The organism is Citrobacter sp. R-1.5.2 (assembly GCF_035064245.1).
In the GTDB taxonomy this organism is placed as follows: domain Bacteria; phylum Pseudomonadota; class Gammaproteobacteria; order Enterobacterales; family Enterobacteriaceae; genus Citrobacter.
The window spans coordinates 297,483-314,980 of the sequence record NZ_JASEYC010000002.1 but is presented as its reverse complement, the minus strand read 5'-3'; the positions used below and the strand labels follow the sequence as shown (position 1 = coordinate 314,980).

Sequence of the window (17,498 nt, the reverse complement as noted above, 5' to 3'; positions counted from 1 at the left end):
TTGACATTCAGGGACAGCACAGGCTGTCCCTTTGTCATTTTCAGCGTTGACTACTGAGATAAAAATCATCCATTAACAGTGATTCCAGATACTGCTCATCTTCCCGTATAAAACCCACAATTACGCTAATTGCCCGCGCATAAAATCCCTTCTCATCACGCTGCTGGCAGCTATCACGAAACAAGGGTACCCAACACATAATGTGATGATGCAGAAAGTAATATTGTGCAGATAGCGTTTCCTCTTTGGCTACCATCCTCGCCATCAAAGCCAGCTGTATAGCGATATGATCGGAGGGCTCATTTTCCTGAGCAGACAGCCCATGTTCAACCAACAGTACATTCATTTGTCGACGTTCTTCGGCCGCTGTTGTGTGCGGATAATGTCCCGCATACGGGGAAACACCGCCAGGCGGCGGCAGCAGAAATAATGTTGCAAAATCTGCGGCCAGCTCCAGTTGTCGGCTTTCACGACGCAGAACCTGCGTCAGGCTACGCTCCAGTTTTTTGACATCCAGCGAAAGCCCGGGAATACCCGCCAGCGACGCCAGCCACTGTCGGGTATCCTCGCTTTCAAGACGAGCGAGTTGTTTCTGGTCCAGCTCACGAAACAGCAATTGTGAAAACCACTGATAGACCGCGGCGCGTTGCTGGAAAATAAGGCTATGCTGCATTGTCCCCCTCCTCTTTCACTATCTCCGGCCCACCAAATCCCGTGACCGGTGGAACATGTTGCTGATAGCGTTCGACATCCACCAGCACGGTATGCGCTGAAGGCCCTTGTGCCAGTTGAGACGTACCAATATCCGCGCTCAGGACATTAGGATCGCCATAGGTACATAGCGTCCCGGCTTTGCCTCCTTCCTGTGGGGAATACCATGCCCCTTCATGAATGCGGATCACGCCTGGGGTAAAATCAGGGCTAATCACCACCCCCGCCAGCACCTGACCGCGCGCGTTAAAGACCCGCGCAATATCCCCGGCTTTTAACCCCCGCGCGGCAGCATCTTGCTCACTGATGTAAAGCGGTTCTCTTCCCGCTACCGCATACGTGCTGCGAAACGCATCGCTTGAGCACAACTGGGAGTGCAGGCGTTTATCCGGGTGACAGGATTGCAGGTGCAGTGGATATTTGTCTTTCCTGCCCTGATGACTACGTTCAAACGGCTCCATCCACACCGGATGCCCAGGGCAATCGTCATACTGAAAACCGGCGATCGTTTTGCTGTAAATTTCAATCAGACCTGATGGTGTACCCAGAGGATTAAGATCGGGCTGATCGCGAAATTCGCCATGACGAACCCACGGTTGTCCCGCGGGATATTCAACATACCCTTCACCTTTCCAGAAGGTGTCAAAGTCTGGCAACGTAACACCGAGCGAGGCACCCATTTTGACCCCTTCGTCATAGAGCGCTTGTACCCACTGCATTTCATCGCGGTTTTCCCGGTATACCGACTCCTTGTCAAAACGTTTACAGAGTCCGGCAAACACGTCGAAATCATGCCGCGCTTCATATTGCGGTTTGACGACCTGATGCAGCGCCATCAGTCCCTTATTTGAATGGGTACCAAACTGCTCAATATCGTTGCGTTCAAAGCGTGTGGTAACAGGCAGGACGATATCGGCAAAACGACAGGATGCAGTCCATTGGTGATCTAACACCACCACGGTCTCCAGTTTCTTCCACGCCTCGATCATTCGGTTGCGATCCTGCTGGGCGTGGAACGGGTTCGCCGCGCTGAAGATCGCCATTTTGATGTCAGGGTAGATTAACGTCTCACCGTTAAAGGCGATCTTTTTGCCCGGTTCCAGCAGGCAATCAACAATACGTGAGGTAGGAATATGCTCGGATACGCCGCGAAAATCCGGTTTATACTTCGCCTCTGGCGGATTGTTAATGCTCCCCAGACCAGAAAGTACCGGCCCGGCTGACGTTACCGTCCCTCCGCCGTTGTAGTGCCAGCCGAACCCCACACCACCGCCCGGTAACCCAATTTGACCGACCATACTGGCCAGCACCACCAGCATCCAGGGATACTGCTCGCCGTGGTGCATACGCTGTACGCACCAGCCGCCCATAAACTGCGTCCGGCCTTTCACCAGCAGCCGGGCAAAATCACGGATCTGATCCGCCGTCAGCCCACAGATTTCCGCAGCCCACTCGGCGTTTTTCGGTTGCTTGTCTGTTTCTCCCATCAGGTAGGGTAAAAACTGCTCGAAGCCGACGGTGTAGTCGTTAATGAATGCCGTGTCGTACAGTTTTTCTTCATACAGGGTATGTGCGAGTGCCAGCAGTAACGCAACATCGGTTTGTGGTCGTAACGCCAGCTGTTCACACCCCAGAAAATTTTGTGATTTGCTCCGCACCGGATCAACGCTGATGACGCGCATTTTGCCCTGGGCGACGGCCTCTTTGATCTGCTGCCAGTAGCCAAACGCGTCGTGATCGGGAACCAAAAATTCAATCTGCAAATTCTTAATGGGATCACAGCCCCACAGTACGATGGTATTGCTGTTCTCGATAACCAGCGGCAGCGAGGTTTGCTGTTCATAGACTTCAAGCGAACCAATTACATGCGGCAAGATAACCTGCGCTGCAGCCGCTGAGTAGTCGCCTACGGTCGTCACATAGCTACCATGTAAACCTAGCCCTCTGTCCATTGCGCCGCCAGCCTTATGGTATTTGCCCACCATTTGCCAATCCGCCAGCCCGGTAAAGACGCCGGATGAACCATAGGTTTTTTGCACCCGTTCAAGCTCTTCATAAAACAGGTCCAACGCCTGATCCCAGCTAACCCGCACAAAACGATTATCTCCCCGCTGGCTACGATCAGATTTCTCACGCTTGCGTAACCAGTCCAGTCGAACCATCGGATAACGAACCCGTGAAGGGTTGTAGACGATTTCACGTACCGCATTGAGCATATCGCACGGGTATTTATCATGTTTGAACGGACGCGTTTCCGTCCACTCGCCGTTAACCACTTTGGCTTCAAAAGCACCATAATGTGAGCCGGACTGGATCCATTGTTCGGGGTTTTCCCCCGCCGCCCATACTTTTGAGATCAGCGGATTAGGCGCCAGCGCACTGGCCGCGCCAACCGCCAGCATTCCGGTCAGGAAACGACGGCGGGACGGATTAAAGTCATGAATATCCATATCTTATCCTTATTATTTGTTGGGTTCAGACACATCGCTGGCGTGGGTCTGGAGGTATTTCAGCAACGTACGTTCTTCCACCGGATTGAGTCGATAATACGTCGACATCGCTTTCAGTCCGGCAATCCAGCCGTTGGCGGTGTATCGGGTAGCTGGCGGCGTGCTGTGACAGGCGCTACACGTCGATTGCAGCATCTGATCCGAGTACTCCCACACCGGAGTAATGCTATCGATGAGTCCCTGCGCGGAGGTCCATGCGGTCACGCTCACCTGCTGCCATTCCTGATGTGAACCTGGGTCAGTCTGGGTTTGCAGGACTTTCACATTTTCCATCAGTGAAGCATCAAGGACCGCTGAGAATACGCGTTTGCCCATATACTGGGTGATCACCCGCCCACGCCCCTTGCTTTCACGCCAGCCCGTCACTTCCAACTGGACGTTGCTCCCCTCTTTTTGCAGCACCTTGACCTGGGTCGCCGGAAATAACAGCGCTTTCCCTGCTGGCGCCCCCGCCGTGGCTGTCAGTGTTTTTTCGCTTAACGAAAACAGCGTCGTCGCAGTTGATGGTTTTTCTCCCTGCTGTTGTAGCTGCTTGTAGCGATCGCGAAAGCCACTGCTCATGTCCGGTTTGTGGTGCGCGATCCCTTTGTGACAGTCAATGCAATTGCTGTCCTTCGCCGCTGCCGCCGTCATCTGTGCCGCGGCATTGGCGGATTGTTTTCCATGATCCATCGCTTCATAGCTGTGACACGATTTACAGGCTGCCGAATTGTTGGCACTCATCCGCGCCCACTCTCGCTGGGCGAGCTCAGCCCGTTTGGCATTGAACTTTTCCGGGGTATCAATCGAAGGTGAGATAAAGGTGTGGTAGAGATCGTTTAAGGCTTCGGTTTTACGCACAAGCGTCGGGACGACTCCCGGGGGAATGTGGCAATCCTTACACTCCGCTCGTACACCAGAGGCATTACGAAAATGCACACTGGTTTTATACTCCTCTCCTGGTGTGCGCATCGAGTGGCACGATAAACAAAACTCCGTAGTGCTGGTGTAATGGACTCCTTGCCATGTTCCCCAAATAACAATGGCCATTACGACTGCGCCACCTAACGCACACCAAAGCGCGTTCTTTTTTATCCACGACATACCTGCCTCCATTTTTTTAATAGCATCACGCTAAGGGATATTAAAAAGCAAAAATAGAGACAGCGATTTCAGATTATAGGAACAGCCTTAACTCTATGAGGCGTGTCAAAATAACAATATGCTGAAACGTGTAATATGCCTTTATTGTTTAAACAAGGAATTTCCTCATGCTGACACTGTCTCTCAATAGGGAAAGTCGCACCCCGCTACAATTGCAGATCTTTCAATTTTACTTTCAGGCAATTCAGCAAGGCGATTTGCTTTGCGGGGATAAACTGCCTTCTATCCGCGAGCAGGCACAGACGCTAAACGTGGCCAAAATCACGGTGGTGATGGCGTATGAAAAACTGATGGCGGCCGGTTTTATCAAGAGCAGGCAGGGTATCGGCTATGAAGTCACATTTACGGCACCTATGCGTAGTCCCCCGGTACACGTGCCATCTGCGGAAGGCTCACCGCCGATAAAGCCGAAGCCTGCCGGTGTTTCTACCGATGTTTACGGTGAAATGGGGCGTGAGTGCTATTGCCGGATGGGTGTCCCTGACCCCAATGCGTTTCCCTGGTCAAGCTGGCGTAAATGGAATAATGCCCCCAGCGTACTTAAAGAGCAGCTACTGACCCGATATCATTCACCAAACGGATTATTTTCCTTGCGTGAGCAAATTGTCAGATACCTTAATTTATCCCGCGGCATTAATACCAGTGCACAAAACATCATCATTACTGATGGAATTCAGGAAGGGTTATCACTGCTCAGTCAAATATTTATTATTCATCATACACTAAGCCAGAATAAAAAATGTCACGTGGTCGCCGAATCACCTTGTTATTCTGGTGCATGGCATCTGTTTAATTATTATGGTGCCGATATTACGTCTATTGCCGTGGATAATCACGGGCTGTGCACCGATAATTTACCTGAGGTTGAAACCCAGCTTTGTTATGTGACACCCGCTCATCAGTATCCAATGGGCAGTGTTCTGTCACTTGAACGACGCAAGTCATTACTCACGTGGGCACAACGAGTAGGCGCCTGGATTATTGAAGACGATTACGACGCCGTATTTACGTATGGTGAGAATCCCCTTCCGGCACTGAAAGCCATGGATTACCACAACCGGGTTATCTATATGGGGACCTTCTCAAAAACGCTGGGACCGGGGGCACGTCTCGGTTACCTCGTTTGCCCTGATGAACTGCTGCCCGCCGTTCAAAATATGAAAGCGCTGAACAACAATGGTAGCCAGTGGTTATTGCAGCAGTTTTTAGCCGAGTTAATGCAAAACCAGGTGTTTTATACTCATCTCGGCAAGCTAGCCAGCAACTACGCAGCACGCCTCGCATTACTGCGTGATGGCTTATCAGCCCTGTTCCCTGAAGGAAAGATCGATGGTGCCTCGGCAGGGTTACATCTCTCATTACGCATTAACTGGTCGCCTGACGTCATCGCAAAACTACGCCAACGCTGCCTGCAGGCAGGGGTACGCTTTGATACATTACAGGAAATTGAAAACGGTTCAGAAACAGCCTGGCGGCAAAAAAATTCCGATGCGGTGATGTTCTTTGGTTTTGGCGGGTTGCAGGTGCCGCACCTCAGAAAGGTATTAAATGTACTGGAGCAGGAGATGTGTGCGTTATTACAGCAATAACAACGCACCTGAGTATTGCCGGGGGCGGTACAAGCGCCATCCGGCAATTTATGGCCTCGTGTTGAACGAATTACAGCAGATCGCGGAACTGCGTTTTTTTCAGCGCCAGCTCCACGCCGCGAACTTCTGCCAGCCCTTTCAGGCGACCAATCGCAGAGTAGCCCGGATTCGTTTTCTTGTGCAGATCGTCAAGCATCTGATGTCCATGATCCGGGCGCATTGGGATCGGACGCAAATCACCCGCTTTCTTACGGCGTTGCTCTTCGCTCAAAATGGCTGCCACCACCGATACCATATCCACGTCGCCCTGCAAGTGTGCACCTTCGTGGAAGGTTTTCGGGTTTTCTTCACGGCAGGTTGAACGCAAGTGTGTGAAGTGAATACGATCGCCAAAGGTCTCAATCATTTTTACCAGATCGTTATCGGCGCGCACGCCGTACGAGCCGGTACACATGGTGAAGCCATTATTGATGCTATCTACCGTTTCTTTCAGCCATTGCATATCTTCAATGGTCGACACGATACGTGGCAGACCGAGGATTGGCCGTGGCGGATCATCAGGATGCACTGCCAGACGTACGCCAACTTCCTCAGCAACAGGCACAATCGCCCGCAGGAATACAGCCATGTTATTGCGCAGATCGTCTTTGCTGATCCCATCATATTCCGCCAGGCGCGCACGGAATTGATCCAGCGTATAACCTTCTTCGGCACCCGGCAGACCAGCAATAATGTTGCGGGTCAGCTTTTCAATGTCGGCAGCGGTCATTGCATTGAAATAATCCAGCGCCTGACGCTGCTCTTCAGCGGTGTAATCGGCTTCGGCCCCCGGACGTTGCAGAATGTGCAATTCAAAAGCCGCAAACGCAATCTGGTCGAAACGCAGCGCTTTGGACCCATCCGGTAGCTGATATTCAAGGTCGGTACGCGTCCAGTCCAGGATCGGCATGAAGTTGTAGCACACGGTATCAATGCCGCAGGTCGCCAGGTTTCGAATACTTTGCTGGTAGTTTGCAATCCACGTCTGATATTGGCCGGACTGTGTTTTGATGTCTTCGTGGACAGGGATACTTTCCACCACCGACCAGGTCAGCCCTTTTTCGGCCAGAATCGCCTGGCGCTTTTGAATTTCTTCTACGGGCCATACTTCACCGTTTGGAATGTGGTGCAAGGCGGTCACAACACCCGTTGCGCCAGCCTGACGCACATCATCAAGCGATACTGGATCGTTTGGTCCGTACCAACGCCAGGTTTGTTCCATTGCTTCACCTCACAAGTTGTTATACCAAATTAAACGACTTTTATGACGACTACCATACAGGCATCCGGTATACGATCAACACATCGCCCATCATTGATTGATCCAGCTCACATTACCAGGATAAATGAGGCACACCAATTCAATTTGTTGTCATATAACTTTATACTGCCATTGTTAATTAATGGTTAATCAGGTGTATTTAATGAAGACTATTGCCTCAGCATCTCTTGCGGAAAATGTCGTAATGCCTCAGTACGATCGCCAACAGCTAAAAACGCGGATCGTACATTTTGGTTTCGGTGCATTTCATCGTGCCCATCAGGCGTTATTGACCGACCGGGTGCTAAATTCGCAGGGCGGAGACTGGGGGATTTGTGAGATCAGCCTGTTCAGCGGCGACCAACTGATGAGTCAGCTACGCGAGCAGGATCATTTATTTACCGTGCTGGAAAAAGGTGCGGCCGGTAACCAGCCAATTATCGTCGGGGCCGTCAACGAGTGCCTGAATGCAAAACTGGATTCGCTGGCTGCTATTATTGAGAAATTCTGCGAGCCTCAGGTCGCGATTGTCTCGTTAACCATTACGGAAAAAGGCTACTGTATCGATCCTGCCACCGGGTCACTCGATATCACTAACCCGCGTATTATTCACGATCTGCAAGTACCGGATGAACCCCACTCTGCACCGGGTATTATTGTTGAGGCACTGCACCGCCGACGTCAACGTGGGCTGCAACCGTTTACTGTCCTCTCCTGTGATAACATCCCGGACAATGGTCATGTGGTAAAAAACGCCGTACTGGGAATGGCGGAGAAACGCTCGCCTGAGTTGGCTAACTGGATACAGGAGCACGTCAGTTTCCCGGGAACCATGGTAGACCGGATTGTCCCGGCAGCGACTGAAGAATCACTGGATGAAATTGCCCGCGAATTAGGCGTGGCAGACCCTTGCGCAATCAGCTGCGAGCCGTTTATTCAGTGGGTCATTGAAGACCATTTTGTCAGCGGCCGTCCGCAATGGGAAACGGCCGGTGTACAGATGGTTGATGACGTTTTGCCGTGGGAGCAGATGAAACTGCGGATGCTGAACGGCAGCCATTCGTTTCTCGCTTACCTCGGTTATCTGGCGGGATTCCAGCATATCAGCGACTGTATGCAGGACCGCGCATTTCGCGAAGCGGCTCACCGCCTGATGCTCAGCGAACAAGCCCCGACGCTGCGCATCACCAATGTCGATTTAGACCAGTATGCCGACAGCCTGCTGGAACGCTTTGCCAATCCGGCGCTAAAACATAAAACCTGGCAAATCGCGATGGATGGCAGCCAAAAATTACCCCAACGTATGCTGGACGGGATTCGCGTTCATTTAGCACGTCAAAGCGAGTGGCCGCTGCTGGCACTCGGCATTGCGGGCTGGATGCGCTACGTAAGCGGAATTGATGATTCAGGTGCAATTATTGATATTCGTGACCCGATGAGTGACAAAATCCGCACTATCGTCGAACAGAGTACGGAATCAGAACGCGTCAGCGCGCTGCTTTCACTGCATGAAATCTTCGACACAGACCTCGCACAGAACCCACACTTCGTCGATACCGTGGAACGCGCCTGGCAACGTATCGCCCAGTACGGTGCACATCAGGCTGTCATCGAGACGTTAAAAAGTTAACGATTTCTGCCATTAAACAGGACGAAGTTCGTCTTCGTCCTCTCTGCCCTTCTCTTTTCCCCCGTTTTTCGCCAGGATTGTTAAAAGCCATTACGGTAATTTATGATTCTGGAGTAAACGTGACTAAAACCAATCTCATCACGGGTTTTCTCGGCAGTGGCAAAACCACCTCTATTCTTCATCTATTGGCCAACAAAGACCCCGCAGAGAAGTGGGCCGTTCTGGTCAATGAGTTTGGCGAAGTGGGTATCGACGGCGCACTGCTCGCTGATAGCGGCGCATTGCTCAAAGAGATCCCCGGTGGCTGTATGTGCTGCGTTAATGGTTTGCCCATGCAGGTTGGCCTCAATACGCTGTTACGTCAGGGAAAACCGGATCGGCTTCTGATTGAGCCCACCGGTCTCGGACATCCCAAACAGATTCTGGATTTACTGACCGCGCCGGTTTACGAACCGTGGATCGACTTGCGCGCAACGATTTGTATCCTTGATCCGCGCCTGTTGCTGGATGAAAAAAGCGTAGCGAATGAGAATTTCCGCGATCAGTTGGCATCTGCCGATATCATCGTTGCCAATAAATCCGATCGTGCCACGACAGAAAGCGAAATTGCGCTGCAAACCTGGTGGCAACACTACGGCGGCAACCGCCAGTTAGTTCACGCCGATCATGGGCAAATCGACGGACAATTACTGGATTTGCCCCGGCTGAATCTGACGGAGCTTCCTTCCAGCGCGGCACATACTCACCAGCATGCTGATAAAAAAGGGCTGGCAGCCCTAAGCCTGCCTGCGCAGCAACGCTGGCGTCGCAGTCTGAACAGCGGTCAGGGACATCAGGCCTGCGGCTGGATTTTTGACGCTGATACGGTGTTCGATACCATCGGCCTGTTGGAATGGTCACGTCTCGCCCCTGTTGGGCGTGTGAAGGGAGTGATGCGTATTAAAGAGGGGCTGGTGCGTATCAATCGTCAGGGTGAGGACTGGCATATTGAGACGCAAAACGTCGCTCCTCCTGATAGCCGTATTGAACTCATCTCCGATACCGAGACCGACTGGAATGCATTACAGAGTGCATTGTTGAGGCTTCGTTTAGACGTTGGCGCGTAAGGTTGCCTCCGTTTTATGGCAATGGTAAACGACGATGAAAACCCGATACCCACAAATACTCCTGCTTAATATTGCTGGTCTGGCGCTATTTCTGTCCTGGTACCTTCCACACGGGCATGGGTTCTGGTTTTCTCTTGATTCGGGCATCTTCCACTTCTTCAATCATAAGCTGGTTGAGAGCCCACTCTTTCTGTGGATTGTCGCTGTCACCAATAACCGGGCATTTGACGGCTGTTCATTATTGGCGATGGGTACATTAATGCTGAGTTTTTGGCTAAAAGAAACGCAGGAAGGTCGTCGCCGTATTGTGGCAATTGGGCTGGTGATGCTGCTAACTGCGGTGATATTAAACCAGTTGGGCCAGGCGCTTATTCCGGTTAAGCGCGCCAGCCCCACTCTCACATTCGATAATATTAATCGCGTCAGCGAGCTGCTGCATATTTCAACAAAAGATGCGTCCAGAGACAGTTTTCCTGGCGATCACGGTATGATGCTGCTTATTTTTTCCGCATTTATGCTGCGTTATTTCGGAAAAGTCGCAGGAATAATCGGCCTTATTATCACTGTGGTTTTTGCCTTTCCACGCGTAATGATCGGCGCGCATTGGCTCACAGATATCGTGGTAGGTTCAATGACCGTCGTATTGATTGGCTTGCCCTGGTGGTTAATGACGCCATTAAGCGATCGCCTGGTTATGCTGTTTGCCCATTATCTTCCCGGTAAAAACAAACAATTTTTAAACAAATAACGCAGAGTAATTAACATCATCAGGGATGCTTCTGATTTCCTGATGATATCTGCCGGGAATTTATCATTCTGACTGTCATTCTCCTGTCATATTATTCCTGTTTAAAATGAATGAATTGCGTGTTTTTTACTCTATCTGTTCTTAATTTAGCCAATGCAGTTTATTCACTTTCTGTATCACTTTTTCTTATAAGAAATCACATAAAATCACTCGCAATGACCGGAGCGATCGGGTAATCTCGGACTCGTTTTGCCTCGCGGGATAATTATTCACTATAAGAATAAATTTGTGCGTTCTGCCACAGATTTGACCTTAAAGAATTGTCTCATCATGCGTTGGTAATTAGTCTCGTCACGTTTGGCATTTTTTATAACGATATTTATCGTTAAGGACTTCAAGGGAAAACAAACAAAATGGTCAAATCTCAACCGATTTTGAGATATATCTTGCGGGGGATTCCCGCGATAGCAGTTGCGGTTCTGCTTTCTGCATGTAGCACAACGAACACCGCGAAGAATATGCATTCTGAGACGCATGCTGTGGGTAATGGAGATAACTCTTCACTGCAAGCCTCTCAGGATGAATTTGAAAGTATGGTACGTAATATCGATGTTAAATCACGTATTATGGATCAATACGCTGACTGGAAAGGCGTGCGTTACCGCCTTGGCGGCAGCACTAAAAAAGGTATTGATTGTTCAAGCTTCGTACAGCGTACGTTCCGCGAGCAATTTGGTTTAGAGCTTCCGCGCTCAACCTACGAGCAACAGGAAACGGGCAAATCCGTTTCGCGCACTAATCTGCGCACAGGCGATCTGGTTCTGTTCCGTGCGGGTTCCACCGGCCGTCACGTCGGTATCTATATCGGCAATAACCAGTTTGTACATGCCTCGACCAGCAGTGGCGTTATCATTTCCAGCATGAACGAGCCTTACTGGAAAAAACGTTACAACGAAGCTCGCCGGGTCCTGAGCCGCAGTTAATTTCGTTTGGCAGCTATCCCTTGGCTATCCTGATGAGACTTATCAAAAGCACTGCTTCGGCAGTGCTTTTTGCGTTGCGCTATGTTTAAGAAAAATCTCACTATACGAATCAATCCAGGTTATAGTTTTACAGATCAAGCCGTTTAATAATAAGCAGATACCCCAGGTAAACATAAGGAACTATGTTCAGACGTCCTTCATCTTCCAGTCGAAATGTCCTTTTTACCTGTATTTTTACGGGGGTAGTCGTCGCGGTACTTGTCAGCACCCTGCAGTTTTTTGCCACCTGGCACAAACGAGATGTTAAGTACGAAACGCTTCTTTCCGATATCGAATATTACATCAGCAGTTACCTCTCAGACCTCAAAAGCACAACAGATGCCCTGCAACCGCTGGTCTCATACAATTGCCAACAAGTTGCCGCCAAGCTGACCGCCAGCGCAGCGTTTAACCTCAATGTACGCGCTTTTTTGTTGGTAAAAGAGGGTATTGCTTTCTGCTCCTCCGCAACTGGCGCGATGGATTCGCCTATTCTGTCGCTGATTCCGAAGCTGGATATCCACAAAGATGTCGATGTGGAATTGCTGTCCGGTACCCCGATGATGCCTGACAAACCGGCGATCATGATTTGGCACCGGAATCCTTCATTTAATAATAGTGGCGTGTTTTCCTCACTGAATATCAATCTGGCACCTTACCTGCTCTATACCGCCCGAGAAGATGATTTTGACGGTATTGCGATTATTGTCGGTGATACCGCTATCACGACATTTTCATCCCAACTGATAGACGTCTCCGCACTTCCGGATACCACCTGGCGTCAGACGACGCTGAAAGGGATCCCCATGAAGATTCGGCTATACGCACAAGAGTGGACGTACACTGACGTCTGGTATGCCGTCATGTTGGGATGTATGGCCGGGATCATGACTGGGTTGCTTTTGTGGTACTACATCTACGCCATTCGTTTACGCCCGGGAAAAGATATTCTCAACGCCATCAAACACGATCAGTTTTATGTGGTCTACCAACCGGTCGTTGAAATGCAGACGCTGGAAGTAAAAGGCGTAGAAGTATTGTTACGCTGGCGCCACCCGACAACAGGTGAGATCCCGCCAGATGCTTTTATTCACTACGCTGAATCACAACAAATGATTGTGCCGCTGACGCAGCATCTGTTCAAACTGGTGGCCCGTGATGCCCCTGCATTAAAAAAAGTGTTACCGCAAGGTGCAAAACTCGGGCTCAACATCGCGCCAACGCACCTGCATGGTGAGGGCTTTAAAGATGATATACAGCACCTGAATGCCTCCCTGCCGCCACACCATTTTCAGGTTGTACTGGAAATCACCGAACGCGATATGCTCAATCAGCACGAGGCATCAAAGCTTTTTGAATGGCTACACTCTGCCGGATTCGAAATTGCCATTGATGATTTCGGCACTGGCCACAGCGCACTCATTTATCTGGAACGCTTCACCGTTGACTATCTGAAAATCGACCGAGGATTTATCAACGCCATTGGGACAGAAACGCTAACGTCTCCGGTACTGGATGCGGTGTTGACACTGTCTAAGCGTCTTAATATGCTGACGGTTGCTGAAGGGGTAGAAACGCCAGAGCAAGCCCGATGGCTACGCGATCGCGGGGTTCATTTCTTCCAGGGATACTGGATCAGCCGCCCATTAATGCTTGATGATTTTGTGCGTTGGATGGCGCAACCCGATAAGCCAACGTGGTGATCGCACCAGGCGATTCATATATTTTCGCTCGCCACCCCAACCGCTATTTCTCAGGCAAGAGGCCTGTCGGGTTGTGGCAGGACAAGGAAACCTCTGTGATATGATGCCTCGCGTACTGCTTCTGTTTATCACCCTTATCGGGTTTAGCGTTCATGCCCAATCCATCAAAGAAAGCTACGCCTTTGCCGTGTTGGGCGAACCCAAGTACGCATTTAATTTTAATCACTTTGATTATGTTAACCCTGCGGCCCCCAAAGGCGGGCAGCTCACCCTCTCCTCCATTGGTACCTTTGACAACTTCAACCGCTACTCGATGCGCGGCAACCCTGGCGCACGCACCGAAACGCTCTACGATACACTGTTTACCACCTCGGATGATGAACCCGGCAGCTACTACCCGCTCATCGCTGACAGAGCGCGTTACGCCGATGATTACTCATGGGTAGAAATCGCGATTAATCCGCGGGCCCGTTTCCACGATGGTTCCCCCATTACCGCACGCGATGTCGAATTCACCTTCCATAAATTTATGACCGAAGGCGTACCGCAGTTTCGTTTGGTCTACAAAGGAACAACGGTAAAGGCAATTGCCCCGTTAACAGTGCGAATTGAACTCGCCAAACCGGGCAAAGAGGATATGCTCAGCCTGTTTTCCTTACCCGTTATGCCCGAAAAGTACTGGAAAGATCACAAGCTCAGCGACCCCTTGTCATCTCCACCACTTGCCAGCGGCCCTTATCGCATCAGTCAATGGAAAATGGGACAGTACATTGTTTATTCGCGCGTTAAAGATTATTGGGCGGCAAACCTGCCCGTCAATCGCGGGCGCTGGAACTTTGATACCATCCGCTACGATTACTATTTAGATGATAACGTCGCTTTTGAAGCGTTTAAGGCTGGAGCATTCGACCTGCGACTTGAAAACGATGCAAAAAATTGGGCAACCCGTTATACCGGTAAGAATTTCGCGAATCATTACATTGTCAAAGACGAACAAAAGAATGAGTCCGCACAGGACACACGATGGTTAGCCTTTAATATTCAACGTCCAATGTTTAGTGACCGACGAGTACGGGAAGCGATTACGCTGGCCTTCGATTTTGAATGGATGAATAAGGCCCTGTTTTATAATGCCTGGAGTCGGACAAACAGTTATTTCCAGAACACCGAGTATGCAGCCAGAAGTTATCCCGATGCGGATGAACTGGTGATCCTTGCGCCAATGAAAAAAGATCTGCCACCGGAAGTTTTCAGTCAAATCTATCAACCGCCGATGTCGAAAGGCGATGGCTACGATCGTGAAAACCTGTTGAAAGCCGATACGTTACTCCAACAGGCGGGATGGATACTGAAAGGGCAACAACGGATAAATAGCACCAGCGGTAAACCGCTGACCTTCGAGTTATTACTCCCGGCAGGCAGCAACAGCCAGTGGGTATTGCCATTCCAGCATAACCTACAGCGGTTAGGTATTACGATGAATATCCGCCAGGTCGATAACTCGCAAATCACTAACCGTTTGCGCAGCCGTGACTATGACATGATGCCCAGGCTCTATCGCGCAATGCCGTGGCCAAGCTCAGACCTGCAAATTCTCTGGGCCTCTGAATATATAGATTCCAGCTATAACGCGCCCGGTGTGCAAAGCCCGGTCATTGATAAACTGATTAGCCAGATCATTGCCGCACAAGGGAATAAAGCCAAACTGATCCCGTTGGGGCGGGCACTGGACCGGGTATTAACCTGGAACTACTACATGTTGCCGATGTGGTATATGGCAGAGGATCGTATAGCCTGGTGGGATAAGTTTTCGCATCCGGCTATCCGCCCGATTTATACCATTGGCATCGACAACTGGTGGTATGACGTCAACAAAGCGGCGAAACTTCCCGCAGCCAGACGACAGGGAGAGTAAATGGGCGCTTATCTGATTCGACGTCTGCTGCTGGTGATCCCCACGCTCTGGGCCATCATTACTATCAACTTTTTTATCGTACAGATTGCACCTGGCGGTCCTGTTGAGCAGGCTGTCGCCGCCATTGAGTTCGGACAAAGCGGTGCGTTGCCCGGTGCGGGCAGTGAAGGTGTGCGTGCCAGCCACGCGCAAACCGGTGTTGGGAATATCAGCGACAGTAACTACCGTGGCGGCCGGGGCCTTGACCCGGAGGTTATTGCGGAAATAACCCGTCGCTACGGATTCGATAAACCCATCCATGAACGCTATTTCAAGATGCTCTGCGACTATATCCGTTTTGATTTTGGCGACAGTCTGTTTCGCAGCGCCTCTGTTCTTACGCTAATCAAAGACAGCCTGCCGGTGTCCGTGACTTTGGGGCTCTGGAGTACACTCATCATCTATCTGGTGTCGATTCCACTTGGTATCCGCAAAGCGGTCCACAACGGTAGTCGTTTTGACGTCTGGAGCAGTGCTTTCATTATTATCGGCTACGCCATCCCCGCATTCCTGTTCGCGATTTTGCTGATCGTCTTTTTTGCCGGGGGCAGCTATTACGACCTGTTCCCGCTACGTGGACTGGTGTCCGCTAATTTTGACGCCCTGCCCTGGTATCAAAAAATTACCGATTATCTGTGGCACATTACCCTGCCGGTGCTGGCAACCGTGGTGGGTGGGTTCGCCGCGCTGACCATGCTGACTAAAAACTCATTTCTGGATGAGGTACGTAAGCAATATGTCGTTACTGCGCGTGCCAAAGGCGTTAGTGAGAAAAATATTCTATGGAAGCATGTGTTCCGCAATGCCATGTTGCTGGTAATCGCAGGATTTCCCGCCACATTTATCAGCATGTTTTTCACCGGTTCGCTGCTGATCGAAGTGATGTTTTCGCTTAATGGTCTGGGATTACTGGGATATGAATCTACCGTATCGCGCGACTACCCGGTGATGTTCGGCACACTCTACATCTTCACCCTGATCGGCCTGTTGCTCAATATCCTCAGTGATATCAGCTATACGTTGGTCGATCCTCGTATTGATTTCGAGGGACGCTAATGTCGCGATTAAGCCCCGTCAATCAGGCCCGCTGGGCGCGTTTTCGTCATAACCGCCGTGGTTACTGGTCATTATGGATTTTTTTGGTGTTGTTTGGCCTGAGCATGTGTTCCGAGCTGATCGCGAATGATAAGCCGCTGTTGGTACGCTATGACGGCAGCTGGTATTTCCCTCTGGTTAAAAACTACAGTGAGAGCGATTTCGGCGGTCCATTAGCAACAAAGGCTGATTACCAGGATCCGTGGCTGCAACACCGTCTGGAGAGCCAGGGTTGGATACTATGGGCCCCCATCCGGTTCGGCGCTACCAGCATCAACTTTGCCACCGATAAGCCCTTCCCCTCTCCGCCCTCGGCGCAAAACTGGCTGGGTACTGACGCAAATGGTGGTGACGTGCTGGCGCGTATTCTTTACGGCACCCGCATCTCAATTCTGTTTGGCTTGATGCTGACCCTGTGTTCCAGCGTTATGGGGGTGATGGCCGGCGCACTACAGGGATATTACGGCGGTAAGGTAGACCTGTGGGGACAACGGTTCATCGAAGTGTGGTCCGGTATGCCAACGCTGTTTCTGATTATTTTGCTCTCCAGCGTCGTTCAGCCTAACTTCTGGTGGCTATTAGCTATCACCGTGCTGTTTGGCTGGATGAGCCTGGTTGGCGTGGTACGTGCGGAATTTCTGCGCACCCGAAACTTTGATTACATTCGCGCAGCGCAAGCGCTCGGGGTTAGCGATCGCAGTATTATTTTGCGTCATATGTTGCCGAATGCGATGGTTGCCGCCCTGACCTTTTTACCGTTTATTTTATGCGCCTCAATCACCACGCTCACCTCGCTGGATTTTCTCGGGTTCGGATTACCGCTCGGCTCTCCATCACTAGGAGAATTGCTGTTGCAGGGTAAAAATAACCTTCAGGCCCCGTGGCTTGGGATCACCGCGTTTGTCTCCGTTGCCCTCTTATTATCGCTACTGATTTTTATTGGTGAAGCGGTACGCGACGCATTTGATCCCAATAAGGCGATTTAAG

General features: G+C 50.7%; 13 protein-coding genes. 9 read left to right on the top strand and 4 right to left on the bottom strand.

Annotated features, from left to right (window positions below; genetic code table 11):
* Positions 1–40: 40 nt before the first annotated feature.
* From torD to torC, 3 genes are read right to left on the bottom strand one after another with little or no spacing between them, the layout of a single operon-like run.
* Positions 41–673 (bottom strand): molecular chaperone TorD, encoded by a 633-nt coding sequence (torD, locus tag QMN38_RS05450; RefSeq protein ID WP_323604662.1) that lies wholly within the window; start codon positions 671–673, stop codon positions 41–43.
* On the bottom strand, positions 663–3,161 hold the full coding sequence (gene torA, locus QMN38_RS05445) for a trimethylamine-N-oxide reductase TorA (protein WP_271449610.1): 2,499 nt from the start codon (positions 3,159–3,161) through the stop codon (positions 663–665). Before torA ends, torD begins: the two co-directional genes overlap by 11 nt.
* A gap of 12 nt (positions 3,162–3,173) precedes the next feature.
* A complete protein-coding gene (gene torC / locus QMN38_RS05440) occupies positions 3,174–4,304 on the bottom strand; it encodes a pentaheme c-type cytochrome TorC (protein WP_271449609.1) in 1,131 nt (376 codons plus the stop codon).
* 167 nt (positions 4,305–4,471) lie between these two features.
* Here torC and pdxR point away from each other — a divergent pair, with 167 nt between their 5' ends.
* On the top strand, positions 4,472–5,953 hold the full coding sequence (gene pdxR / locus QMN38_RS05435; RefSeq protein WP_323604661.1) for a MocR-like pyridoxine biosynthesis transcription factor PdxR: 1,482 nt from the start codon (positions 4,472–4,474) through the stop codon (positions 5,951–5,953).
* Positions 5,954–6,023: 70 nt separating this feature from the next.
* On the opposite strand, the gene uxuA is transcribed toward pdxR, so the two are convergent.
* Positions 6,024–7,214, bottom strand: coding sequence for a mannonate dehydratase (gene uxuA, locus QMN38_RS05430; RefSeq protein WP_271440082.1), 1,191 nt, complete (start codon positions 7,212–7,214; stop codon positions 6,024–6,026).
* A 202-nt stretch (positions 7,215–7,416) separates the two neighbouring features.
* Between uxuA and QMN38_RS05425 the strand changes: the two genes are divergently transcribed.
* From QMN38_RS05425 to QMN38_RS05390, 8 genes are all read left to right on the top strand, one after another.
* Entirely contained in the window at positions 7,417–8,883 is a 1,467-nt protein-coding gene (locus tag QMN38_RS05425) for a mannitol dehydrogenase family protein (RefSeq protein WP_323604660.1), read from the top strand.
* Between the two features lie 119 nt (positions 8,884–9,002).
* Positions 9,003–9,989 carry a CobW family GTP-binding protein gene (locus tag QMN38_RS05420; protein ID WP_271440084.1) on the top strand — a complete coding sequence of 329 codons (987 nt, stop codon included), beginning with the start codon at positions 9,003–9,005 and terminating at the stop codon, positions 9,987–9,989.
* A gap of 34 nt (positions 9,990–10,023) precedes the next feature.
* Entirely contained in the window at positions 10,024–10,737 is a 714-nt protein-coding gene (locus QMN38_RS05415) for a phosphatase PAP2 family protein (protein WP_271440085.1), read from the top strand.
* Between the two features lie 413 nt (positions 10,738–11,150).
* Positions 11,151–11,720 carry a bifunctional murein DD-endopeptidase/murein LD-carboxypeptidase gene (gene mepS / locus QMN38_RS05410; RefSeq protein ID WP_121584825.1) on the top strand — a complete coding sequence of 190 codons (570 nt, stop codon included), beginning with the start codon at positions 11,151–11,153 and terminating at the stop codon, positions 11,718–11,720.
* A 182-nt stretch (positions 11,721–11,902) separates the two neighbouring features.
* On the top strand, positions 11,903–13,462 hold the full coding sequence (locus QMN38_RS05405) for a cyclic di-GMP phosphodiesterase (protein ID WP_323604659.1): 1,560 nt from the start codon (positions 11,903–11,905) through the stop codon (positions 13,460–13,462).
* A gap of 100 nt (positions 13,463–13,562) precedes the next feature.
* Complete coding sequence (locus QMN38_RS05400) at positions 13,563–15,377, top strand: extracellular solute-binding protein (protein WP_323604658.1); 1,815 nt, start codon at positions 13,563–13,565, stop codon at positions 15,375–15,377.
* Positions 15,378–16,472: a microcin C ABC transporter permease YejB gene (locus tag QMN38_RS05395; RefSeq protein WP_323604657.1), complete on the top strand. Its 1,095-nt coding sequence runs from the start codon at positions 15,378–15,380 to the stop codon at positions 16,470–16,472. It abuts the gene before it with no gap.
* A complete protein-coding gene (locus QMN38_RS05390; RefSeq protein ID WP_323604656.1) occupies positions 16,472–17,497 on the top strand; it encodes an ABC transporter permease in 1,026 nt (341 codons plus the stop codon). Before QMN38_RS05395 ends, QMN38_RS05390 begins: the two co-directional genes overlap by 1 nt.
* The last annotated feature ends 1 nt before the right edge of the window (position 17,498 follow it).

Excerpts from the sequence above, each read along its gene's own strand:
- torD (WP_323604662.1), bottom strand. The coding sequence starts at position 673 with ATGCAGCATAGCCTTATTTTCCAGCAACGCGCCGCGGTCTATCAGTGG.
- torA (WP_271449610.1), bottom strand. The coding sequence starts at position 3,161 with ATGGATATTCATGACTTTAATCCGTCCCGCCGTCGTTTCCTGACCGGA.
- torC (WP_271449609.1), bottom strand. The coding sequence starts at position 4,304 with ATGTCGTGGATAAAAAAGAACGCGCTTTGGTGTGCGTTAGGTGGCGCA.
- pdxR (WP_323604661.1), top strand. The coding sequence starts at position 4,472 with ATGCTGACACTGTCTCTCAATAGGGAAAGTCGCACCCCGCTACAATTG.
- uxuA (WP_271440082.1), bottom strand. The coding sequence starts at position 7,214 with ATGGAACAAACCTGGCGTTGGTACGGACCAAACGATCCAGTATCGCTT.
- QMN38_RS05425 (WP_323604660.1), top strand. The coding sequence starts at position 7,417 with ATGAAGACTATTGCCTCAGCATCTCTTGCGGAAAATGTCGTAATGCCT.
- QMN38_RS05415 (WP_271440085.1), top strand. The coding sequence starts at position 10,024 with ATGAAAACCCGATACCCACAAATACTCCTGCTTAATATTGCTGGTCTG.
- mepS (WP_121584825.1), top strand. The coding sequence starts at position 11,151 with ATGGTCAAATCTCAACCGATTTTGAGATATATCTTGCGGGGGATTCCC.
- QMN38_RS05405 (WP_323604659.1), top strand. The coding sequence starts at position 11,903 with ATGTTCAGACGTCCTTCATCTTCCAGTCGAAATGTCCTTTTTACCTGT.
- QMN38_RS05400 (WP_323604658.1), top strand. The coding sequence starts at position 13,563 with ATGATGCCTCGCGTACTGCTTCTGTTTATCACCCTTATCGGGTTTAGC.
- QMN38_RS05395 (WP_323604657.1), top strand. The coding sequence starts at position 15,378 with ATGGGCGCTTATCTGATTCGACGTCTGCTGCTGGTGATCCCCACGCTC.
- QMN38_RS05390 (WP_323604656.1), top strand. The coding sequence starts at position 16,472 with ATGTCGCGATTAAGCCCCGTCAATCAGGCCCGCTGGGCGCGTTTTCGT.